At 65.2% G+C, this 21,636-nt stretch carries 21 protein-coding genes; 19 read left to right on the top strand and 2 right to left on the bottom strand.

Going from position 1 to position 21,636, the window contains the following annotated elements:
- Positions 1–24: 24 nt before the first annotated feature.
- Genes HNP00_RS21400 through HNP00_RS21380 form a run of 5 tightly spaced genes read left to right on the top strand, consistent with a single transcriptional unit; the run spans position 25 to position 5,029 of the window.
- Entirely contained in the window at positions 25–1,302 is a 1,278-nt protein-coding gene (locus HNP00_RS21400) for an NAD(P)/FAD-dependent oxidoreductase (RefSeq protein ID WP_184741729.1), read from the top strand.
- Positions 1,302–1,739: a RidA family protein gene (locus HNP00_RS21395; RefSeq protein ID WP_184741728.1), complete on the top strand. Its 438-nt coding sequence runs from the start codon at positions 1,302–1,304 to the stop codon at positions 1,737–1,739. The genes HNP00_RS21400 and HNP00_RS21395 overlap by 1 nt, the downstream gene beginning before the upstream one ends.
- Positions 1,736–2,407 carry a DUF1028 domain-containing protein gene (locus HNP00_RS21390; RefSeq protein ID WP_184741727.1) on the top strand — a complete coding sequence of 224 codons (672 nt, stop codon included), beginning with the start codon at positions 1,736–1,738 and terminating at the stop codon, positions 2,405–2,407. Before HNP00_RS21395 ends, HNP00_RS21390 begins: the two co-directional genes overlap by 4 nt.
- Complete coding sequence (locus tag HNP00_RS21385) at positions 2,397–3,617, top strand: M20 family metallopeptidase (RefSeq protein ID WP_184741726.1); 1,221 nt, start codon at positions 2,397–2,399, stop codon at positions 3,615–3,617. The genes HNP00_RS21390 and HNP00_RS21385 overlap by 11 nt, the downstream gene beginning before the upstream one ends.
- Positions 3,614–5,029 carry an aspartate ammonia-lyase gene (locus HNP00_RS21380; protein ID WP_184741725.1) on the top strand — a complete coding sequence of 472 codons (1,416 nt, stop codon included), beginning with the start codon at positions 3,614–3,616 and terminating at the stop codon, positions 5,027–5,029. Before HNP00_RS21385 ends, HNP00_RS21380 begins: the two co-directional genes overlap by 4 nt.
- A 128-nt stretch (positions 5,030–5,157) precedes the next feature.
- Here the strand turns inward: HNP00_RS21380 and HNP00_RS21375 are convergent, their stop codons facing one another.
- A complete protein-coding gene (locus HNP00_RS21375) occupies positions 5,158–6,345 on the bottom strand; it encodes a CynX/NimT family MFS transporter (RefSeq protein ID WP_184741724.1) in 1,188 nt (395 codons plus the stop codon).
- A gap of 77 nt (positions 6,346–6,422) precedes the next feature.
- A complete protein-coding gene (locus HNP00_RS21370) occupies positions 6,423–7,643 on the bottom strand; it encodes an ROK family transcriptional regulator (protein ID WP_184741723.1) in 1,221 nt (406 codons plus the stop codon).
- Between the two features lie 176 nt (positions 7,644–7,819).
- Here HNP00_RS21370 and HNP00_RS21365 point away from each other — a divergent pair, with 176 nt between their 5' ends.
- From HNP00_RS21365 to HNP00_RS21300, 14 genes are all read left to right on the top strand, one after another.
- Positions 7,820–8,917: a Gfo/Idh/MocA family protein gene (locus HNP00_RS21365; RefSeq protein WP_184741722.1), complete on the top strand. Its 1,098-nt coding sequence runs from the start codon at positions 7,820–7,822 to the stop codon at positions 8,915–8,917.
- Positions 8,914–9,729 (top strand): hypothetical protein, encoded by an 816-nt coding sequence (locus tag HNP00_RS21360; protein ID WP_184741721.1) that lies wholly within the window; start codon positions 8,914–8,916, stop codon positions 9,727–9,729. Before HNP00_RS21365 ends, HNP00_RS21360 begins: the two co-directional genes overlap by 4 nt.
- 124 nt (positions 9,730–9,853) lie before the next feature.
- A complete protein-coding gene (locus HNP00_RS21355) occupies positions 9,854–11,161 on the top strand; it encodes an ABC transporter substrate-binding protein (RefSeq protein ID WP_184741720.1) in 1,308 nt (435 codons plus the stop codon).
- Positions 11,162–11,171: 10 nt separating this feature from the next.
- Positions 11,172–12,152, top strand: a complete 981-nt coding sequence (locus HNP00_RS21350) for a carbohydrate ABC transporter permease (RefSeq protein WP_184741719.1) — start codon at positions 11,172–11,174, stop codon at positions 12,150–12,152.
- A complete protein-coding gene (locus tag HNP00_RS21345) occupies positions 12,152–13,045 on the top strand; it encodes a carbohydrate ABC transporter permease (protein WP_184741718.1) in 894 nt (297 codons plus the stop codon). Before HNP00_RS21350 ends, HNP00_RS21345 begins: the two co-directional genes overlap by 1 nt.
- Positions 13,046–13,085: 40 nt before the next feature.
- The gene (locus tag HNP00_RS21340; RefSeq protein WP_184741717.1) at positions 13,086–13,835 is read left to right on the top strand and encodes a sugar phosphate isomerase/epimerase; all 750 of its coding nucleotides are present in this window, start codon (positions 13,086–13,088) and stop codon (positions 13,833–13,835) included.
- Positions 13,832–14,968, top strand: coding sequence for a Gfo/Idh/MocA family protein (locus HNP00_RS21335; RefSeq protein WP_184741716.1), 1,137 nt, complete (start codon positions 13,832–13,834; stop codon positions 14,966–14,968). Before HNP00_RS21340 ends, HNP00_RS21335 begins: the two co-directional genes overlap by 4 nt.
- Positions 14,969–14,977: 9 nt before the next feature.
- The gene (locus HNP00_RS21330; protein ID WP_184741715.1) at positions 14,978–16,192 is read left to right on the top strand and encodes a Gfo/Idh/MocA family protein; all 1,215 of its coding nucleotides are present in this window, start codon (positions 14,978–14,980) and stop codon (positions 16,190–16,192) included.
- Positions 16,193–16,259: 67 nt separating this feature from the next.
- Positions 16,260–17,258, top strand: a complete 999-nt coding sequence (locus HNP00_RS21325) for a sugar phosphate isomerase/epimerase (protein WP_184741714.1) — start codon at positions 16,260–16,262, stop codon at positions 17,256–17,258.
- 12 nt (positions 17,259–17,270) lie between these two features.
- On the top strand, positions 17,271–18,053 hold the full coding sequence (locus HNP00_RS21320; RefSeq protein ID WP_395893846.1) for a DUF1080 domain-containing protein: 783 nt from the start codon (positions 17,271–17,273) through the stop codon (positions 18,051–18,053).
- Complete coding sequence (locus HNP00_RS21315; RefSeq protein ID WP_311770645.1) at positions 18,050–18,925, top strand: biopolymer transporter Tol; 876 nt, start codon at positions 18,050–18,052, stop codon at positions 18,923–18,925. The genes HNP00_RS21320 and HNP00_RS21315 overlap by 4 nt, the downstream gene beginning before the upstream one ends.
- Positions 18,926–18,957: 32 nt before the next feature.
- Positions 18,958–19,476, top strand: a complete 519-nt coding sequence (locus tag HNP00_RS21310) for a heme-degrading domain-containing protein (RefSeq protein ID WP_184741711.1) — start codon at positions 18,958–18,960, stop codon at positions 19,474–19,476.
- A gap of 70 nt (positions 19,477–19,546) precedes the next feature.
- The gene (locus HNP00_RS21305; protein WP_184741710.1) at positions 19,547–20,881 is read left to right on the top strand and encodes an MFS transporter; all 1,335 of its coding nucleotides are present in this window, start codon (positions 19,547–19,549) and stop codon (positions 20,879–20,881) included.
- A 124-nt stretch (positions 20,882–21,005) separates the two neighbouring features.
- Positions 21,006–21,536, top strand: coding sequence for a GNAT family N-acetyltransferase (locus HNP00_RS21300; RefSeq protein WP_184741709.1), 531 nt, complete (start codon positions 21,006–21,008; stop codon positions 21,534–21,536).
- Positions 21,537–21,636 lie beyond the last annotated feature (100 nt).

The raw sequence follows: 21,636 nt of genomic DNA, 5'->3' as shown, positions 1-21,636 counted from the left end.
ATGCTCGAAAAATAGGAGATTGACATGTCAAGCCAAGAGGTTGAAGTCCTCGTCGTCGGCGCAGGCCAGGCCGGGGTTGCGATGAGCGAACATCTGAGCGAACACGGCATATCGCATCTGGTTCTGGAGCGCCACCGCATCGCCGAACGGTGGCGCTCAGAGCGGTGGGACTCCCTGGTTGCGAACGGCCCGGCGTGGCACGACCGTTTTCCGGGCCTGGAGTTCAGCGACCTCGAGCCCGGCGCTTTCGCGTCGAAGGAACAGGTCGCAGATTACTTCGTCGCCTATGCGGAGAAAATCGGTGCGCCGATCCGCTGCGGTGTCGAGGTGACGTCCGTGCACAGGAACGTCGGTGCAGCTGGTTTCCTCGTGGAGACATCGGACGGAAACTTCGACGCTCGCTACGTCGTGGCAGCGACGGGGCCGTTCCAGCACCCGGTGATCCCCGCCGTCGTTCCCGACGCCGCCGACCTCATGCAAATCCACTCCAGTTCCTACCGCAACCCGGGACAACTGCCGGAGGGCGCTGTTCTGGTTGTCGGGGCTGGATCCTCGGGCGCGCAGATTGCCGCCGAAATCCAGCAGTCGGGTCGGCAGGTGTACCTCTCCGTAGGGCCGCACGACCGTCCCCCGCGGAGTTATCGCGGACGGGACTTCTGCTGGTGGCTGGGAGTGCTCGGCAAGTGGGACGCTTCCACCCCCGCTCTGGGCGCGGAACATGTAACGATCGCCGTGAGCGGCGCAGACGGCGGCCACACGGTCGATTTCCGCGCCCTCGCCGCGAACGGCATCACGCTGGTCGGCCGGACCGTTGCGTTCGACAACGGCACCATGCGCTTTGCCGAGGATCTCCGCACCAACATCTCCGACGGCGACGCCCACTATTTGGAGCTACTCGACGAAGCTGACGCGTACGTCGAGCGAAACGGCCTCGATCTCCCCGAGGAGCCCGATGCCCGCACCCGGCTGCCGGACCCGGAGAGTGTCACCGACCCCATCCTCGAACTCGACCTCGCCAACGCCGGAGTCGCCTCGATCGTCTGGGCGACCGGCTTCGCCGTGGACTACAGCTGGTTGCAAGTGGACGCGTTCGACGAGAACGGCAAACCGCGGCAGCAGCGCGGAGTATCTTCCGAACCCGGCGTCTACTTCCTGGGACTGCCATGGCAGTCACGCCGCGGATCCAGTTTCATCTGGGGGGTATGGCACGACGCAAAATACATCGCTGACCAGATCGCGATCCAGCGGGGTTATCTTGCCCACAACGAACAAGCCGCGCTTGTGGCGATCGGAGCGCTTTGATGTCGACACACACCCGCATCCGCACGTTCAACACCAAGGACACCTACCCGGAGCAGAACCTGGACAACGATCTCTGCCAGGCCGTCGTCGCCAACGGTGTGGTCTACCTTCGCGGCCAGATCGGCCAGGACCTGGACACTCGCGAGTCGGTGGGCATCGGCGACGTCGAAGCCCAGGCAGACAAGGCCATGGCCAACATCAAAATGCTGCTTGAGGAGGCCGGCGGCACTCTCGAAGACATCGTGAAGGTCACCGTGTACTTGGTGGATCCCCGCTATCGCGAGACGGTTTACCGCACCATGGGACGCTGGCTCAAGGGCGTCTTCCCCGTTTCCACCGGCCTCGTGGTCAGCGCCTTGGCACGCCCGGAGTGGCTCGTGGAAATCGATGCCACCGCGGTGCTTTCCCCAGCGACAACCACCGGGGAGCCAGCATGACCTTCAGCATCGCCGCCACCGACGCGGCTGGTCGCTTCGGGATCGCCGTCACGTCCTCATCTCCCGCGGTCGCCGCCCGTTGCGCACACCTGCGCGACGGCGTGGGGGCCGTCAGCTCGCAAAACATCACCGACCCTCGGCTTGGCACGGCCCTGCTCGACGCCCTCTCAGCCGGAGCCAGCGCCGAAGAGGCGCTGACCGCCGTCGTGCGTGACTCTCCCGGCATCGACTACCGCCAGTTGGTGGTGCTCGACAGCAGCGGCGGTACCGCCGTGTTCAGCGGAGTACACACCTTGGGCACCTTCGGCGAAGGCCGCGGCCCCCACAGCGTTGCGGCAGGGAACATGCTCTCCGGTCCCGGTGTGCCGCAAGCGATGTGCGAGGCGTTCGAAGCGGCCGACGGCGAACTCGAGTCCCGTTTGCTGGCCGCCCTGCGTGCCGGGCTGGCCGCCGGCGGCGAAGCCGGACCGGTCTGCTCCGCCGGGATCAGTGTGGTATCCGGCCACGGTTGGCGGGACACGGACTTGCGCGTGGACTGGCACGAGGACCCCGTGGCCGAGCTTGGCCGGCTCCTGGACGTGTGGCTCCCGCAGCGACAGGACTACGTCGTCCGGGGCCTCGACCCGGCAGCTTCGGTGGGCTACGGGGTCGCCGGCGATGACCGCTGAAGCCACCACGACGGCCCGGGCCCAGGGAGTCCGGGAACGCATCCTGGGCAACGTCGCGGCCCAGCTGCCCACGCTGATCGACTACTCAGAACGCCTCCACGCGAACCCGGAACTCGGCTGGCAGGAGCACCGGGCCAGCGAATGGACGGCCGAGCTCCTTGAACAACACGGCTTCGCGGTGGAACGGGGCTACCTCGGTTTCCCCACGGCCCTGCGAGCCGTTTTCGGCGACGGCGGCCGGCGCATCGGTCTCATGGCTGAATACGATGCGCTACCCGGGCTCGGGCATGCCTGCGGGCACAACATCATCTCGGCCATCTCGGTGGGAGCGGCGATCGCATTGTCCGCGTTCGCCGTCGAGCATGACCTCACGGTGGAGCTGTACGGCACCCCGGCAGAGGAGGGTGGCGGCGGCAAGATCGAGTTGCTCAAGCGCGGTGCCTTCGCCGGCCTGGATCTGGCCATGATGGCCCATCCCAGCCCGGTCGACGCGGCTGAGGCCAAGCCGTTCGCCGTCGCGCACCACCACGTGTCCTACCGGGGAAAGTCCGCCCACGCCGCCGCCTACCCGGACCAGGGCGTCAACGCCAACGATGCCTTTGTCGTTGCCCAGGTTGCCCTCGGGATGCTGCGCCAACAACTGCGGCCAGGCACGCGGGTACACGGGATCCAGACCCGGGGCGGCGAAGCGCCCAACGCCATCCCGGAACGCACCGAAGGGCGCTGGTATGTGCGCGCCGAGTCGCTGGCGGAACTGGAAGTGCTCGAAGAGCGGGTGCGGCGTTGTTTCGAGGCCGGAGCGCTGGCGAGCGGTTGCGAACTGGAGATCGTCCCGGAGTCAGAACCATACTCGGAGTTCCGCACAGAGCACCGGGCGCTGCAGCTGTACATCCGGCACGCCGAATCCCTGGGCCGGCACTTCGACGCCCCGCCGGAGCAGGCCACCATGAACCGGGCCTCCACGGACATGGGCAATGTGTCCCAGCTTGTCCCGGCAATCCATCCCTACATCGGGCTTGGGTGTTTCCCGGCGGCCAACCACCAGCCCGAGTTCGCCGCGCACTGCGTCGGGGACGCCGCCAACCGAGCCATCCACGACGGCGCCGCCGCCCTTGCGTTGACGGCGCTGGACTATGTGGGACCTTCCGGAAGCGTGGGATCTTCCGGAAGCGTCGAACCTTCCGAGACGCCCAACGAGGGAGACAGGTGACCGCCGTGCCCAAAGCCCCTGCGAGTGCAACCCGCACGGAACAGGACAGCCTCGGCAGCCGCGACGTGCCCGCCACAGCGTATTGGGGCATCTCCACTCTGCGGGCTTTGGAGAACTTCCCGGTGAGCGGACGCAACGTCGGTTCATTCCGCAACATCGTGTGGGCCTTCGGGGCCGTCAAGCTCGCGTCGGCCCGCGCCAACGAGTCCTTGGGCCTCTTGGACGGACGCCGATCGGCTGCCATCCAAGAGGCCTGCAGTGAGGTGATGGACGGGCGCTTTGACGACTCGTTCGTCGTGGATCGCATCCAGGGCGGCGCAGGTACCAGCACCAACATGAACGCCAATGAGGTGATCGCGAACCGCGCGCTCGAACTCCTCGGCCACGCACTTGGAGACTATTCGGCCGTGGACCCGATCGACCACGTCAACCGGAGCCAAAGCACCAACGACATCTACCCGACGGCGGTGAAGCTTGCCGTGCACCGGGCAGTGGAGGAGCTCTGTGCTGAGCACGCACTGTTGACGGACGCGTTCCGCGAGCGCTCCGACGCTTTCGCGGACATCATCAAGGTGGGGCGCACGCAACTGCAGGACGCTGTGCCGATGACGCTCGGCCAGGAGTTCGGCGCCTTTGCCGACACGTTGGCAGAGGACCGCCTTCGCCTGTGTGAACTGCTCCCGCACTTGCTGGAGGTGAATCTCGGGGCGACGGCCATCGGGACAGGCATCACTGCCCCTCCCGGCTACCGGCCCGCCGTCGTACGGGAGCTGGGGGACATCACCGGGCTGGCAATAGTGAGTGCCGGCAACCTCGTGGAGGCAACCTCGGACGCCGGAGTCTTCCTCTTGGCCTCGGGGGTGCTCAAGCGCGCGGCGGTCAAGCTCTCCAAGATCTGCAACGACCTTCGGCTGCTCTCTTCGGGACCGCAAGCCGGGTTCGGAGAAATCACGCTGCCGGCCGTGCAGGCAGGTTCCTCGATCATGCCGGGCAAAGTGAACCCGGTGATCCCCGAAATGGTCAACCAGGTGGCCTACCGGGTAGTGGGCGCCGATTCGACCATCACCATGGCTGCGGAGGCCGGGCAACTTCAGCTGAACGCCTTCGAACCCGTCATGGCCGATGCCCTGCTGGAGTCCCTCCAATGGATGACCGCGGCTTGCCGGCTGCTGCGCGAACGCTGCGTAACGGGCATCGAAGCCAACGAACCGTTGCTCCTGCGCAGGATGGCCGAATCGCTCAGTGTGGTCACCGGCCTCACCCCGTTGCTCGGCTATGCCACGGCGGCTGGCCTGGCCAAGGAGGCACTCGCCACGGGGCGGCCGATCACCGAGTTGGTTCGCGAGCGTGGCATCCTCGACGAACGCCAGCTGAGCGCAGCCTTGTCCCCTGCCACATTGGCCGGACTGTAGAAGCCAACCCTCGCGCGAACTGGCAGCAGATGACCCCAAAAACGCTGGGAAACGTCATCTGCAGCCAGTTCGCGCGGGGTTAACGAGCGAACGACGGCGGGACTCACCTCGCGCTGGGTTCGCGGGGGTTAGCGCACCTTCCGCACGGCCAGCGTGGTGCAGACCATGAATGCCAGGACCGAACCCAGGAGCAGGAGCAGCGGCGGCGTCCAGGAATGGGTGCTGCCGTGGACGAAGCCGACGACGCTCGGCGCGAGGGCCGCCACACAGTATCCGACCCCTTGCACGACGGCGGACATCCGGGCAGCCATCCCCATGTCCGTGGCCACCCTGATGATGGCGCTGAAGATCACGGTGAAGCCGCCGCCCTGCGCGATACCGGCAAGGACGGACCACAGCCACCAGAGTGATGGAGCAAGCAGCAGGCCTGCGGGGACGGTCGCCCAGAACAGGCCCAAGGTGACGGTGACCGCCGTCGGGCTCCAGTATTTGGAGAGGATCGGCACTCCGAGGGCTCCGACGATCGCGAGGATCTGGAAGATGGAAGAGCCGGCGCCGGCCTCTGTGGCGGACATGCGCAGGGTGTCGTTGAGGAAACTCGGCAGCCAGGTGGTTACGCCGTAATAGGAGAACGCCTGTCCCGCGAAGCCGATGGTCAGTCCAGTCGTGATCCAGGAGGCCCCGCGCTGGCCGGCCACCAACGCCGAAATGGGCACTTCGGGGCGGGAAGGGAAGAAGACGCGGCGGGTGCCGAAGGCAAATGCCCACGTCACCATGGCCGCAATCGTCAGGATTCCCACGGAGGCCAGGGCAAGCCGCCAGCCGAGGAGTTCGGCAAGCGGAGCAGTGACCACGGACGTCAGGAAGGCGCCAACATTCAGGAAGGCTGAGTAGAGGCCCATCGCCGTGCCTTGGCGCCCGGGTGACACATCGCGGCGGATGATGAGCGGCACGCAGATATTGCCCACGGTGATTGCCAGACCAATCACCACGGTGCCGAGCAGCACGAGGGCCGGTGTTCCCACGGAGCGCACGGCCACTCCGGCGATCACTCCCAGCAGGGTCAGCGTGATGGCAAACTCGGCGCCGAATTTTCGCCCGGCCAGGGCCGCCAATGGCGAGGCCAGCGAGAAGCAGAGCACGGGAATGCTCGTGAGCAAGCCCAGCACCACCGGCGGGAACCCGAGTTCAGCTTGCATGGTGTCCAGCACCGGAGCCACGGCAACGATTGGCGCCCGCATGCTCAAGGAGATCAAGGCAACGCAGGCAAGCACGATCCAGCTGCGGGGAATCCGCCCAAAGAACGGGGTCTTCATAGGACTGGGCGGGTGAAAGTAGCCATCCCTTTCATTGCTATCACGGCGTGCCGGGGCGGAACGCCATAAGACGCGCATTAGCCCGTTGCTTGGAGCGTGGCTTCAATCACTGCCGGGGACAAAACGTGCTGCGTGACCATCTGGCTCGCGCCGAGGATCGCGGCCTGGTCCCCTGCCATCGAAATGCCGATGCGTAGGTGCGAGGTGGCCAGCGGCAGGGAGCGCCGATAGACCACTTCACGGATGCCGGCAACGAGGTGCTCGCCGGCCTCCCCCACGCTGCCGCCGATGACGATCATCGAGGGGTTGAGCAAGTTCACCACTGTTGCCAGGACGTCGCCGACGTCGCGTCCTGCTTGCCGGAGCGCCTGAATGGCCTGGAGGTTTCCGTCGGCCACGAGCCGCAGCACGTCGCCCCCATTGGTGGCCTCTAAGCCTAGGGTTTGCAGTTGGCGCGCGACGGCGGGCCCGGACGCGAGTGCTTCGAGGCAGCCGTAGTTCCCGCAGCGGCAGAGGACGTCGTCTCCCCGGGGAACCCTGACGTGGCCGAGGTCTCCGGCAGTGCCGTTGGCGCCGCGCTGCAGGTGGCCGCTGCTGATGATGCCCGCGCCGATGCCCGTGGCAATTTTGATGAAGAGCAAGTTGTCGTGGTCTGGCCAATACGCCGTGCGTTCGCCCAAGGCCATGATGTTGACGTCGTTGTCCACCAGGACCGGAACCGGGAGCGAGCGCTGCATGTAACGGACCACGTCGAACCCGTCCCAGCCGGGCATGATCGGCGGCTTGATCGGCCGGCCGGTGTCATGTTCCACAGGGCCAGGCAGTCCGATGCCGATCCCCGCCAGGTCCTCGAGACCACGGCCGGCGTCAGCGAGGAGCTCACGGCCTTCCTTCACCAGCCTGCCGAGCACCACATCGGGACCGTCGGCGACTTCCTGTGCCAGGCGGCGCTCGGCCAGGACGGCTCCCCCGAGGTCGGTGACGGCGACGATCACGTGCGTCGCGCCGACGTCGACCGCCAGGACAACGCGGGCAGCCGGGTTGAAGGCAAAGCGCGACGGCGGCCTGCCGCCACTGGAGCTCGCCTCGCCGGCAGGGCCCACGAGACCGGAGTTCATGAGGGCGTCGATGCGCGAGGCGACGGTGGAACGTGCCAGTCCCGTGGTGATGGCGAGTTCGGCCCGGGTCCGTGCCTGGCCGTCGCGAAGAAGCTGGAATAGATCTCCTGCACGCGAAAGGCTCCCGGCGTCCGGTACGGAGCCGTCTTTACCGGGGTCTTTGACGGGTGCTGAGGTCATGCATCAGTGATAGCACGATTGCTTATGGGTGTCACGCAACAAAAGATTGTCGATTGATTTTCAACTTTTGCTTGCTCATCGGCAAAAGTCCGCATAGGTTGTTTGTGAGAAGGGTCACGTAGCCCACAAAGCCACGCTGACACTCAGAGACTCCGTTGACGAAGAGGTAACTGATCTTGTCCAGCCACTCACCGGCAACACCGTTAGGATCACTACAGCCCCTTGGCGTCGGCATCCTTGGCGCCGGCCCCGTCACCCAAGCAATCCATTTGCCCTCCCTGGCCCGGCTCCGGAACATCCTGGAAGTCCGCCACATCATGGACGTCGACGCCGCGGTCGCCGAATCGGTCGCAGCCCGCGTCGGCGCCAAACACAGCACCAGCATGGACGCGCTCCTGGGCGATCCCGACGTCGACATCGTAGCCATCTGCAGCCCCCACCAGTTCCACGCAGACCAGGTCATCGCAGCATGCCGCGCCCGAAAGAAAGCCGTCCTCTGCGAAAAGCCCTTCGCGATGAGCGGCGAGGAAGCGGCACGGATTTCCGCAGTTTCGGCCGAGACCGGCGTACCGATCATCGTGGGCGCCATGCACACCTTCGATCCCGGCTGGCTCGCAGCCGAGGCCAACTGGGGCGATCTCCCCGAAACCGCCCACACCATCCGTTCCTCCATCGTTCTCCCTCCCAATGCCCGCTTCGAAGACTTCGCCACCGAAATCATCACCCGGCCAGCCAGCGGCACCCCGGACTACCGCGACGTCGAAGTCGTCAAGAACGCCCTCCGAGGCGGAATCATGGGGCTCGCCATCCACGACCTTCCGCTCGTGCGCCGCTTCACCCCGGATTTCGAAGACCTCGAAGTGCTGCAGGCGCGCCATGTCCGCCCCTTCGGCTACGTGATCTCTTTGCGTGCAGGCGAGCGGATTATTGAACTGCGCGCAGCCATGAACAAGACCTGGAAGCCCGAATGGACTTTCGAAGCGATCTCGGACGACTCAGCCCTCCGCGTGGACTTCACTCCCTCATACGTGCAGGCGGGATCCGCCGTCGCAACCATCACCCGCGGCACCACGAGCACCACCTACGGGCCGTACGAGCACAACGGCTATGAGGGTGAGTGGCGGGAACTCGCCCAATTGGCCCTCGGAACCAAGCAACCACCAGCCGCGGAAAGCCTGATCAACGACCTCACGTTCGCGATCGCCATCGCAGACGCCACGGTGGATGTCGCCGCGGCCGAATACGCCAACAGCCATGCAGGAGCCCACTCATGAGCGCCCAATACACGGTCACAGCCACCCCACAGGCCGAAGAGAACGGCGCTGTGGAACTCGCCGTCGCCTCGCTGCCGGTGAGCTTCGGTCCCGCCAGCGAAGCCTCCGCGACGGCCGGTGACGCCGCACAAATTTCCGCTATCGACGGTGCCGCGGGCTGGACCACCGAGGCCATCAAAGCGATCGACGGCGGGGCATCGGGCATCGTCGTCGTCAACCCTGTCCCGGAAAGCACCGCCGCCCTGCTCGACGCCGCTGAAGCGTCCGGCGTCGCGATTATCCTGGACCAGCGCTGGGCATCGAACCCCGGTCTCGCTGGAGCAGAAGACCCCGTCCGTTCGGTGGCCGGCCGCGCCGCCATGCTGGACTCGGTCGCGACGGCCGCGGCAGGCTCGGATCCGGAACGGCTGCTCACCGAGCACCTGGCCGCCGTCGTACGTGTCACCGGTCAACTGGACGCGCTTCAGGTCCTGCGCCGCGGCACGCACGGTTACACGGTTTCCGGTCGGCTCGCCAATGGTGCTCCGGTTTCGCTCCAGGGCGTCCTGAGCAATTCCCGGCCCGCCGGCGTCGACTTCCGGCTCTACACCGACGACGGCGGTGTCAGCATAGCGGTCCCCGAACCGCTTGCTGCCTGGCCGGCGGAAGTCCGCGCGACCGGACCCCAAGGGGAAATCCTCCTGCCCACGCTTTACGAATCCGCCCACCGTGCCACGTGGCGCCGGCTCAAGGAACACCTCGACGCCGGAACTCTCCCCTCCGATCTGACCGCCTTTGCACGGCTGACGGAATCGATCGCGCACCTCTACTGAACCCGCATTTCTCCTCGGCAACCGACCCGCAATAACGCAGCACCACAGCAATCATTCGCCTTCTCGACGACGAGCCGGACCGCACAAACGCGAAGACCACGCAGCGGTCCCGAAAGGAATCATCATGAATGTTAAGTCCGAAGCCAGCCACAATTTCTCCCGCCGAGGCTTCCTCGGCCTCACGGCAGCGGCAGCGGCAGTCCCGTTGCTCGCGGCCTGCGGCGGCGGCTCCAGCTCAAGCTCCGCCGGCGGCATCAAATTCTGGGACATGCCGTGGGGCACCCCGGCCTATAACGATGACGCGAAGAAGATCACTGAGGGCTTCTCGGGGGCCAACAGCAAGGCCAGCTACCAGACCATCCAGTGGAATAACTTCTACCAGACCTTCTCCTCGGCCATCGCCTCCAAGACCGGCCCCGCGGTGTCCACCGGCGGTGGCTTCCAGGCGTTCCAGTTCGAGCAGCAGGGCCAGATCGCCCATGCGGACAAGGTCATCGACGCGCTGAAGAAGAACGGGCAGTTCGACGACTTCCTTCCCGGCGTGCTGGAACCCTTCAAGTCGGACAAAGGCTACGTCGCTGTTCCCTGGCAGCTGGACATGCGTCCGCTGTGGTACCGCAAGTCCCTGTTCGACCAGGCTGGCGTTGGCGTTCCGACCGACTGGCCCAGCCTGCTCGAGGCCGGTAAGAAGCTCAAGAGCATCGGTGCCGTTGGCTTCGCGACGGGCTCCGGCGCGGGCAACAACATCGGCAATCACTTGATGATCATGATGATGATCAACAACGGTGGTGGGGTCTTCACGAAGGATGGCCAGCTGGACGTCATGAACGACCGCAACGTCGAAGCCATCGAGTTCTTGCTCGAACTGGTCTCCAACGGTGTCATCGACCCCGCTGCGGTCAGCTACACCACGGACAACCTCGACGCGCAGTGGAAGAACAAGAAGGCCGCTTTCGGCATGTATGTGCTGGGTTTGCCGCAGCGCGTTGGTGACACCTCCGGAGACCTCCTGGTGGCAAGCCCATTGGCAGGTCCGCACGGTGACAAGGCCGCACTGGTGTTCCCCAACAACATCATGATGTACAAGAACACCCCCTCCCAGGAGGCCTCCGAGGCGTTCCTCGTGTACTACCTCGGCCAGCTCAAGCAGCTGTGGCAGCAGAAGCTCATGAACGCGCTGCCGGTCTTCAAGTCCATCACCGAACTTCCCGAGTTTGCCAGCGATCCCAACAACGTCAAGATCGTCAAGGAATACCAGCCGATCGCGAAGACCTTCGCCGCGCAGGGATCCTCCCTCAACGCGAACCTCGCAGTCCTCGATGGCGGCCAGGCACTGAACCAGTTCACCCAGACCATCCTCACGGGCAAGACCGACGCGAAGTCGGCACTCACGGCCTTCCAGACCGGTCTCCAGTCAGTCCTCAAGAAGTAAAGCCGTCACCATGTCATCCACCACAGCACAGTCCGGCCTGGCCCGGGCCCGCCGGGGGCTTGCCCCTGGCGGGCCCGGGGGCGGGTCCCTGGACCACCCCGGCAACGTGAACCGCAAGAGCAAACTGTCGAGCCAGACCCGCCGGACCTTTTTCTGGCTCCTCCTGCCCTCCATCGTCCTGCTCATCCTGATCAACGGCTACCCGCTGATCTACGCCGGCGTCCAGGCAACCCACGACGGCTCCCTGATCGATACCGGCAACTTCGTCGGCGTCGACAACTTTGCCACCGTCCTGTCCTCGCCCGCCTTCTGGAAAGCCGCCCAGTTCACCTTGTGGTTCACCATCGTCGGTGTCTTCGGCTCCTGGCTGGTCGGCCTGGGCCTGGCCCTGCTCCTGCGCACCAAGATCCCGGCCGGGGGAACCTTCAAGGTCCTCCTCCTGCTGCCCTGGGTGGTGCCGATCGTGGTGTCCTCCACCGCCTGGAACTGGCTCGTGGCCACCCCGGACAGCCTCATCCCCTCCATCTTCCGCAACCTGGGACTAGGCACGCCCCTGTTCCTGGCGGACCCGCACCTCGCCGCCGTCATGGTAATGGTCTTCAAGGTCTGGGTCAGCTTCCCCTTCATGATGATGATGATCTCCGCCGCACTGGCCTCCGTAGACACCACCGTCTACGAAGCCGCCAGCATGGACGGTGCCAGCAAATGGCAGCAGTTCACCCAGATCACCCTGCCGATGATCGCCCGTTCCACCTACATCAGCTGGATCCTGATGACGATCTTCTGCGTGAACGACTTCCCCACCATCTACCTCCTCACCGGCGGCGGCCCCGTGGACGCCACCACCTCCCTCGTGGTGCTGGCCTACCGCAGCGTCTTCCAGGACTTCCAGACCGGAACCGGCGTCGCCATCGCCTTCCTCATGACCCTCACCCTCGTCCTCGTGTCGGTCTTCCTGTACCGCCAGATCCGAAAGTCGAGCGTCGAATAATGAGCGCAGTACTCCACGCACATCCGGAATCAGGACCCGCCCTCGGCGTTGCAGGTCCTGAAAAATCCCGCCGAGTCCTCTCCGAAGCGGGCATGCAAGGACGCTGGTGGCGCTTTGTCCTGATCCTGGCCATCACCGCGATCGTCCTCGTCCCGATCATGGTCACCGTGGTCCTGGCCCTCACCCCGGGCCCAAACAGCACCGCCACCGGCCTGACCTTGGAAAACATCACGGGTGTCTTCTCCAAGACCTTGGCCGGCACCTGGCTGACAAACAGCCTCATCACTACGCTGTCCACCGTGATCGTCTCCGTCGCCGTCGCTGCACCCGCCGGCTACGTCCTTTCCCGCGGCCGCTCCAAGGCAGTCTCCGGCTACTCCCTGCTGCTGTTCGTCATGCAGTCCCTGCCGATCATCACTTCCGTGGTGCCGCTGTTCATCCTCTTCGCAGGCCTGGGGCTCGTGGACAACCTCCTCGGCCTAATCATCATCTACGTCGGCTCGACAATGACCGTGGCCACCTGGATGATGGCGGCATACTTCGACTCCATCCCGGTCAGCCTCGAGGAGGCCTCATGGATCGACGGCTGCTCCGTGTTCGGATCGTTCACCAAAGTGGTGCTCCGCAATTCCCTGCCCGGCATCTTGTCCACGGCCATCTTCGCGTTCCTCCTGGCCTGGAACGACTACCTCGTCGCGATCGTGTTCCTGCGCTCCAACGAGATCTTCACCCTCCCCGTGGGCGTGCAGTCCTTCTTCCAGCAAAACCTCACCGACTGGTCCGGCGTCATGGCACTCGCCGTCGTCATGATGCTCCCGCCGATCATCGTCTTCGCCACCTTGAACAAATACTTCAGCGTCGGCGGCATCGGCGGATCCCTCGCCGGCCGCTAACCGAACCTTTTTCACGCAACTGACAACGCAAAGGAAAACCATGTCTTACTCCATCCAGCTGTACACCCTTCGCAATGCCCTGCAGGAAGACCTGCCGGGCACCATCAAGAAGGTTGCCGCGATCGGTTTCACGCAGGTTGAACCCTACAACTTCGTCGCCACAGCCAAGGAGCTCGGCGCCGCACTCAAGGAGAACGGGCTGACCGCCCCGTCCGGCCATGCGCCCCTGCTGAGCCAAGACCAGGACGAGATCTTCGCTGCCGCGAAGGAACTTGGCATCTCCACGGTCATCGACCCGTACCTGCCTGCCGAACACTGGCAGAACGCCGAGGACATCCAGGCCACAGCCGCCAAGCTCAACGCCGCCGCGAAGAAGGGCGCCGCATACGGCATCCGCGTCGGCTACCACAACCACCAATGGGAGCTGGAGTCCATCATCGAGGGCCAGACCGCCCTGGAGTACTTCGAAGGCCTCCTCGACCCGGAACTGGTGCTCGAAGTCGACACCTACTGGGCATCGGTCGGTGGCCAGAACCCCGTGGAGCTGCTTGCCCGCCTCGGTGACCGCGTGAAGTTCATCCACATCAAGGACGGCCCCGGCACCACGGACGCGAAAGCCCAGCAGCCTGCGGGCCAGGGCACCATCCCGGTGCTCGACGTCGTTGCTGCCGCCACGTCCTTGGAAGTGGGCGTCGTGGAGTTCGACGACTACGCCGGAGACATTTTCGAAGGCATCACCGAGAGCCTCGCCTTCCTCCAGAACAACGCAGCACAGGACGTGAACGCATGAGCGCCGCTACGCACCAGAACACCCCGTCCACCCGCCGGGGGCCCGTGGGCGTCGCGGTCATCGGCGCCGGGAACATCAGCAAGGCCTACCTGGACAACCTGACGGTCTTCCCTGACCTGAAAGTCCACGTCATCGCCGACCTCTTCGAGGAAGCCGCCCAAGCGCGGGCCAAGGAATACGGCATCCCCGAGTGGGGCGGCGTAGACGCGGCACTGAACCATCCCGACGTCGAGATCATCGTGAACCTGACCATCCCGGCCGCGCACGTCGAGGTGGCCACGGCTGCCGTGAACGCCGGCAAGCACGTCTGGACCGAGAAGCCGTTCTCCCTGGACCGCGAATCCGGCCTGACCCTGCTGAAGACGGCCGACGCCGCGGGCATCCGCCTGGGCTGCGCGCCGGACACCTTCCTAGGCGCCGGGCTGCAGACGGCCCGCCGGATCATCGAACGCGGTGACATCGGCACCCCGTTGACGGCCCTGACCATGTTCCAGACCCCGGGGCCGGAGTCATGGCACCCGAATCCGGCGTTCCTCTTCCAGCAGGGTGCGGGTCCGCTCTTCGACATGGGCCCGTACTACATCACCGCCTTGGTCCAGGCCTTCGGCTCGGTGAGGCGCGTCGCCGCCGTCGGGTCCAAAGCCAAAGAAGTCCGGGTGGTCGGTTCCGGGCCCAAGGCCGGCGAGGAATTCGCCGTCGAGGTCCCCACGCATGTCAGTGCCATGCTCCAGTTCGAGGGCGGCCAGTCCTCGCACAGCGTCTTCAGCTTCGAGTCCCCCCGACTGCGGATGGGCTTCGTGGAGATCACCGGTACCGAGGGCACGCTCGAAGTGCCGGATCCGAACTACTTCGACGGCGACCTCAAGCTGTGGCGTCCGGGAGCCGAAGAAGCCGAAACCATTCCCGCCACGGGACCGGCCAACGGCCGCGGCATGGGCGTGCTGGACATGGCCCGGTCCCTCCGCGCCGGTGTCCCGCACCGCGCACAGGGCGCGCTCGCCTACCATGTGGTCGATACCTTGGTTTCGATTTCCGAGTCCGCCGAAACCGGCACCTTTGTAGGCGTCGACAGCTCCGCCGTGACATCCCAGGCCCTCCCCGAGGACTGGGACCCGATGGCCGCCACCCTCTAGGAATCACTCATGACTAGCTCCATCCCTACCCCCACCAACCCGCAGAACGGCGCCTTCCCGGAGGGAACTAGTGCGGGTACCAGCGCAGCCAAGACAACCCTCGGTGTTGCCGCGATCGGCTACGCGTTCATGGGCAAAGCCCATTCCAATGCGTGGCGGAACGTGGCCAGTTTCTTCGATGTCCCGGCCTTCGAGCAGAAAGTACTCGTGGGCCGGGACCCGGAACAGGTTGCCCAGGCCGCGGCGAAGTACGGGTGGAGAGAGTCCGCCACCGACTGGCGCCAGGTCCTGGAACGCGATGACATCCATATCGTGGACATCTGCGCCCCGGGCTGGATGCACGCGGAAATCGCCATCGCGGCGCTGGAAGCGGGCAAGCACGTGCTCGTGGAGAAGCCCCTCGCCAATACCCTGGCCGAGGCCGAAGCGATGACGGAAGCCGCGCGCACCGCCCGTGCGCGCGGCATCCAGTCCATGATCGGCTTCAACTACCGCCGGGTACCGGCGCTAGCGCTGGCCAAGGAGCTGATCGCCGAGGGCAGGCTGGGCAATGTCCGGCACGTCCGGGCCTCGTACCTTCAGGACTGGCTGGTGGACGCCGACTCGCCCATGACGTGGCGGCTGAACAAGGAAACCGCCGGGTCCGGCGCCTTGGGCGACATCGCCTCGCACGCGATCGATCAGGTCCTGTTCCTGCTCGGGGACACGGTCACCGAGGTCTCCGGGCGGCTGCACACGTTCGTGAACAGCCGCCCCGGTGCGGACGGTCCTGAACAAGTAACGGTCGACGACGCCGCTTGGGCCACGCTGACCCTCGCCTCCGGGGCGATCGCCTCCGTGGAAGTCTCCCGCATGGCGACGGGCCGGAAGAACTCGCTCACCATGGAAATCTACGGAGACAAAGGCTCACTGCTCTTCGACCTGGAATCCATCAACGAACTCGGCTTCCTCGACGCCACCCTTCCGATCCGCGAGCAGGGCTTCCGCCGCATCCTCGTCAACGAACCCGAACACCCCTACATGGGTGCTTGGTGGCCGCAGGGCCACGTGATCGGCTGGGAGCACACCTTCACGCACGAAATCCGCGACTTCCTGGCCGCCATCGACGCCGGGATCCCGCCGTCCCCGTCGTTCGAGGACGGACTCGCCGTCCAGCGGGTGCTGGCCGCCATCGAAGAATCCGCCGACGCCAAGAGCGCCATCATCCAGGTCGCCGGTCACTGACCACCCACTGAAAACCGCCGGCCTGCCGGCTTCACCCTCCCCCGAAAATCTTTCCCAAGGAGAACCAATGCCCCGCCCGTACACCCTGTTCACCGGCCAGTGGGCCGACCTGCCCTTCGAGGAAGTCGCCAGGCTCGCCTCCGGCTGGGGCTACGACGGCCTGGAAATCGCCGTGTCCGGCGACCACTTGGACGCCTGGCGCTGGGACGAACCCGGCTACGTCGAGAACAAACTCGCCATCCTGGACAAATACAACCTCAAGGTTTGGGCCATCTCCAACCACCTCAAGGGCCAGGCCGTGTGCGATGATCCCATCGACTTCCGCCACCAGGCGATCGTCGGCGCCAAGGTCTGGGGTGACGGCGAGCCCGAGGGCGTGCGCCAACGCGCCGCCGAGGAAATGAAGCACACCGCCCGCCTGGCCCGGGCGCTCGGGGTGGATACCGTCGTCGGGTTCACCGGTTCCTCCATCTGGCAGTACGTCGCCATGTTCCCGCCCGTCCCGGAGAAGGTCATCGAGGCCGGCTATCAGGACTTCGCCGACCGCTGGAACCCCATCCTGGACGTCTTCGACGAACACGGGGTCCGTTTCGCCCACGAAGTCCACCCCTCGGAGATCGCCTACGACTACTGGACCACCGTGCGGACCCTGGAAGCGATCGGGCACCGGGAAGCGTTCGGGCTGAACTGGGACCCCTCCCACTTCATGTGGCAAGGCATCGACCCCGTCTCCTTCATCTGGGACTTCAAGGACCGGATCTACCACGTGGACTGCAAGGACACCAAGCTGCGCCCGACCGGCCGGAACACCGTCCTGGGCTCCCACCTGCCCTGGGGCGACCCGCGCCGGGGCTGGGACTTCGTCTCCGCCGGACGCGGCGACGTCCCCTGGGAATCCTCCTTCCGCGCCCTCACCGCCATCGGCTACAACGGACCGATCTCCGTCGAATGGGAAGACGCCGGCATGGACCGCCTCCACGGCGCCCCCGAAGCCCTCGCCGCCCTCAAAAAGTTCGACTTCCCGCCGTCGCAGACCTCCTTCGACGCCGCCTTCAGCCAGGACTGAGGGATGTCCGACGTGAGCAACGACGGATTCGTCCCGCTGTTCGACGGCGTCAGCCTGGCCGGGTGGCACACGCCGGAGAAGCATCCTGCCCGCTGGAAGGTCGAGGACGGCGTCCTGATCGGCGAGCAGGATGCTCCCGGGAGTGGCTACGGCGGCTACCTCGTCAGCGATCAAGCGTTCGGAGATTTCGATTTGAAGCTCGAAATGCGCCCCGATTGGCCTGCCGACACCGGCGTCATGATCCGGCGTCAACGGGACAGTTGGGAAGGATTCCAAGTCCTCGTGGACCACCGCCCATCCGGCGGAATCGGAGGCTTCTTCGGCAACGGCCTCGCGAGCTTCTCGGCGGTTCCGTTCGCGATCGATGTCGTCCGCGACGACGCCGGCCGGCCCACCGGTCTCAAGGCCGATGACCCGGCCACCTCTGTGGAACCAGTGACGGAAGAGAAGCGTGCCCGCCTGAGCTACGCGGCCGACGTCGACGATTTCCTGAACGTGTGGCGCTGGGACGACTGGAACGACCTCCGCATCCGCTGTGTCGGCGCCGTGCCGGTCATCACGACGTGGATCAACGGCCTCAAGATCGCGGAGCTGGACACCGCCACGCTGGAATCCCCCAACTACGGCCCCGATGCCGTGCTTGAAGTGCTCGGCGACAGCGGACATATCGCCCTCGAAGTCCACGACAACGACGCCATGTTCGGCGAAGCCCGCTGGGGCGTCGGAGCGCAATGCAGGTGGCGGCACATCCGGATCAAGGACCTTTCGGCGGACTCCGGGAAGGCGTCGCTGTGATACGCGCGCTTCAACCCGGTCAACGGTGCGAGGTCTGGATCGCTTCTGCGGCAACGGGTGAGTGCGAACTGGCCCTTGCCACGGATGACATGCTGCTGGAGGCACCCAACTGGACGCTCGACGGCCAGGCCCTCATCCTCAACGGAGATGGTGCGCTGTGGCAGCTGGATCTTTCCGGAGGAGCGATCGAAAAGATAGCCATCACTGGCATCCCGGATCTCAACAATGACCACGTCCTTGCCCCCGACGGCGCCGGTATCTTCCTCTCGGCGAATGACGGGCACATCTACAAGGCCGAGCTTCGGGGTAGCGGGGCGGAGCGTCTGACCGCCGAGGACGGAACCTTCCATTTCCTGCATGGCGTCAGTCCAGACGGGCTCGAACTCGCCTATGTGGGGATCGACGGCGGCGATTTCAGCAAGCCAGGCCGCCTCATGACGATGCCTGCGAACGGCGGCAGCCCATCAGCGGTGGTGGACACTGGCCCTGGACATTGTGACGGTCCGGAGTACTCTCCCGACGGAAAATGGCTCTACTTCAACACCGAGACCTTCACCAGCCAGGCCGGGCATGCCCAGATTGCCCGCGTGCGCGTAGACGGCACCGGCCTTGAACGGCTCCTCGACAGCGGGACCGTGGACTGGTTCCCGCATCTCTCGCCAGACGGGCGCTTTGCCAGCTACATCCGTTTCCCCAGCGGAACGGTGGGCCACCCCGCGGACTTGCCTGTCGACGTCGTCGTTGTTTCCACTAGCGACTGGGCGACGCCGCTCCACACCTGGCCCCTCTTCGGCGGCCAGGGAACCCTCAACGTCAACAGCTGGTCACCCGGTTCCAACCGCTTCGCGTTTGTGGCCTATCCGGCCAACTGATACGAGCCAGTCCATCTCCCAGAAGAGGCTCCATGACTGACATTCCCACGGTTGAAGCAATAGAAGCTCTTGAACGCCAGGAAGAAGAACTGCTTTTCGACTCGTTCGACCACGCAGACGCTTGGAGGCTCGGCTCCCGGCTCACCGAGATGGCACAGGCGGCCGGTCATGCGATCGGCATTGATATCCGGCGCCCCGGGCTCATCCTTTTCCGCGCTGCGCTGCCCGGCATCACACCGGACCAGGAATCGTGGATCGCCCGGAAATCCGCGCTCGTGCTGCGGATGGAAGCAAGCAGCGCACTTGTCGACGCACGGCTCTCCTCCGCCGGCATCGATGCGGCCGCCGTCGGGTGGCTGGACGCCGACTATGCCGTGACCGGGGGTTCCTTTCCCGTGCGGGTCCGTGGCGTCGGCGTCGTCGCGGCCGTCACGGCTTCGGGCCTTTCATCGCAGGAGGATCATGACCTCATTGTCGACGGCATCCGCCAGCATCTCGCGGCTGAAACGCAAACTCCCTCCAAAAAATTGTTGAACAATTCCTCCATGTGATGCATCATTGGGTGTAGGCCCCGATTGAGATCGGGATCACAAAATCCGCCCAACGTTCCACGGAGGAACCATGTCCGCGACCACTTCGCCAAGTCCAACACGGCGCAGCAAACCCTCGGCAGGCGCCATCAAAGCCTTCATTGCCAGCGTCACAGGCACCTCCCTGGAGTACTACGACTTCGCCATTTACTCCGTTGCCTCAGCGCTCGTCTTTCCCAAGATCTTCTTCCCGGGCAACGACGAATACACCGGCCTCCTGCTCTCCTTCTCGGCCTTCGCTGTGGGCTACCTTGCCCGGCCGATCGGCGGCGTTGTCTTTGGCCGGCTCGGGGACAAGATCGGACGTAAGAATGTCCTGGTCATCACCCTCGTCCTGATCGGCGCGGCCACGGTCCTCATCGGCGCCTTGCCGGACTACCACACCATCGGCATTGGAGCCACGATCATTTTGGTCCTCCTCCGCCTGATCCAGGGCATCGGCGTAGGCGGCGAATGGGGCGGTGCGGTGCTGTTGTCGAGCGAATACGCCAATCCCAACAAGCGCGGATTCTGGTCCTCCGCCGCCCAGATCGGCCCGCCCGCCGGCAACTTGCTCGCCAATGGCGCACTGGCCGTCCTGGCCGCCGTCATGAGCAACGAAGCGTTCATCGCGTGGGGTTGGCGCGTGGCCTTCCTCAGCTCGGCCATCCTGGTCGCCTTCGGACTGGTCATCCGGCTCAAGCTTGAGGAAACCCCGGTATTCAAGGCCATTGAGGCCACGGGTGAACGGCCCAAGGCTCCCATCAAGGAGGTCCTCACTACCCAGATCCGCCCCCTCCTTGCTGCCGCCCTGTGCCGGATCTGCCCCGACGTCCTGTACTCCTTGTTCACCGTCTTCGTCGCCGTCTACGCCACCAAGGAACTGGGCATGAGCACCGGCAACGTCCTGGGCGCCGTCTTGGTGGGCTCGGCCTTCCAACTGATCCTGATCCCGGCCGCTGGAGCCGTCACGGACCGGTTCAACCGCCGGTTGGTCTACGGCATCACAGCTGCGGCCACCGCGGTGTACATCCCGCTCTTCTTCCTCATGATCCAATCCCGCTCTGTGCTGGTTTTGACCGTGGGAGTCGTGATCGGCCTCGGACTTCACGCCTTCATGTACGGCCCGCAAGCCGCCTTCATCACCGAGCAATTCCCGGCCAGGCTGCGCTACGCCGGCAGTTCCCTGGCTTACACCGTGGCGGGAGTCGTCGGCGGAGCCGTGGCCCCCTTGATCTTTACAGCCCTCTACGCCGCTTCCGGCAACTGGCTCCTCATCGCCGGATACCTGCTGGCCACGGCGGTCGTGACCATCATTGGCCTCGCATTGGGCAGGGACCCACAGCCGGAAGAGGACCTTCGCCTGCTCCAGGAGGCCCGAGCCTAAGCACCCCCCGCGCTCCCGGAGGAGGAACGGTCCGGCCGGCCACCGCCGTCGTAGTCCTTCTTGAAATGCCCCTTAAGATCAGTCTTGAGGGGCATTTCCGCGCCCGCATTTCCGAGAGGACCGCATGAGCCAGACAATCCGTGAAGCAACAGCGGACGACGCCGGACGGCTGGCGGAGCTTGCTGCCGTCACCTTTCCGCTCGCCTGCCCTCCGGACTCCTCGCCCGAGGACATCGCCGCGCACCTCCGCAAAACGCTCAGCGCGCAGAAGTTCACGGAGTACCTCGCGGATCCGGACGTCACCATCCTCACCATCGACGCCGCCGGTGAACTCCGCGGCTACAGCATGCTCGTCGCCCGGCCCGCAGCGGATACTGACGTTTCTTCGGCGCTGACGCTGGCGCCATCCGCGGAATTGAGCAAATGCTATGTCCATCCTGAACACCACGGCCTGGGTGCTGCCGCCGAGCTCATGAAGGCCACCTTGGACCACGCCGCAGGCACTGGAGCGGCGGGCGTGTGGCTTGGCGTCAACAGCCAGAATGCCAAGGCCATCCGTTTCTATGAGAAGAGTGGATTCAGGAAGGTCGGGACCAAGTCGTTCCGACTGGGAGAAGCGGTTGAACACGATTTCGTGATGGAGCGGGCGCTGTAGCACGCGCCCAGCGACGCGGAAATGGACCCGCGATGCACAAATTGCCCCACGACACCCGAATTCCCTGTGTGTAGCGCAATCCTGATTCCGCGTCGCACAT

It is taken from the genome of Arthrobacter sp. AZCC_0090 (genome assembly GCF_014207375.1).
Classification (GTDB): Bacteria; Actinomycetota; Actinomycetes; order Actinomycetales; family Micrococcaceae; genus Arthrobacter.
The sequence above is the reverse complement of the archived record's forward strand: the minus strand, read 5'-3'. Positions and strand labels throughout refer to the sequence as shown.

Coding starts and splice junctions, on each gene's coding strand:
- HNP00_RS21400 (WP_184741729.1), top strand. CDS start 25: ATGTCAAGCCAAGAGGTTGAAGTCCTCGTCGTCGGCGCAGGCCAGGCC.
- HNP00_RS21395 (WP_184741728.1), top strand. CDS start 1,302: ATGTCGACACACACCCGCATCCGCACGTTCAACACCAAGGACACCTAC.
- HNP00_RS21390 (WP_184741727.1), top strand. CDS start 1,736: ATGACCTTCAGCATCGCCGCCACCGACGCGGCTGGTCGCTTCGGGATC.
- HNP00_RS21385 (WP_184741726.1), top strand. CDS start 2,397: ATGACCGCTGAAGCCACCACGACGGCCCGGGCCCAGGGAGTCCGGGAA.
- HNP00_RS21375 (WP_184741724.1), bottom strand. CDS start 6,345: ATGAAGACCCCGTTCTTTGGGCGGATTCCCCGCAGCTGGATCGTGCTT.
- HNP00_RS21370 (WP_184741723.1), bottom strand. CDS start 7,643: ATGACCTCAGCACCCGTCAAAGACCCCGGTAAAGACGGCTCCGTACCG.
- HNP00_RS21360 (WP_184741721.1), top strand. CDS start 8,914: ATGAGCGCCCAATACACGGTCACAGCCACCCCACAGGCCGAAGAGAAC.
- HNP00_RS21355 (WP_184741720.1), top strand. CDS start 9,854: ATGAATGTTAAGTCCGAAGCCAGCCACAATTTCTCCCGCCGAGGCTTC.
- HNP00_RS21350 (WP_184741719.1), top strand. CDS start 11,172: ATGTCATCCACCACAGCACAGTCCGGCCTGGCCCGGGCCCGCCGGGGG.
- HNP00_RS21345 (WP_184741718.1), top strand. CDS start 12,152: ATGAGCGCAGTACTCCACGCACATCCGGAATCAGGACCCGCCCTCGGC.
- HNP00_RS21340 (WP_184741717.1), top strand. CDS start 13,086: ATGTCTTACTCCATCCAGCTGTACACCCTTCGCAATGCCCTGCAGGAA.
- HNP00_RS21335 (WP_184741716.1), top strand. CDS start 13,832: ATGAGCGCCGCTACGCACCAGAACACCCCGTCCACCCGCCGGGGGCCC.
- HNP00_RS21330 (WP_184741715.1), top strand. CDS start 14,978: ATGACTAGCTCCATCCCTACCCCCACCAACCCGCAGAACGGCGCCTTC.
- HNP00_RS21325 (WP_184741714.1), top strand. CDS start 16,260: ATGCCCCGCCCGTACACCCTGTTCACCGGCCAGTGGGCCGACCTGCCC.
- HNP00_RS21310 (WP_184741711.1), top strand. CDS start 18,958: ATGACTGACATTCCCACGGTTGAAGCAATAGAAGCTCTTGAACGCCAG.
- HNP00_RS21305 (WP_184741710.1), top strand. CDS start 19,547: ATGTCCGCGACCACTTCGCCAAGTCCAACACGGCGCAGCAAACCCTCG.
- HNP00_RS21300 (WP_184741709.1), top strand. CDS start 21,006: ATGAGCCAGACAATCCGTGAAGCAACAGCGGACGACGCCGGACGGCTG.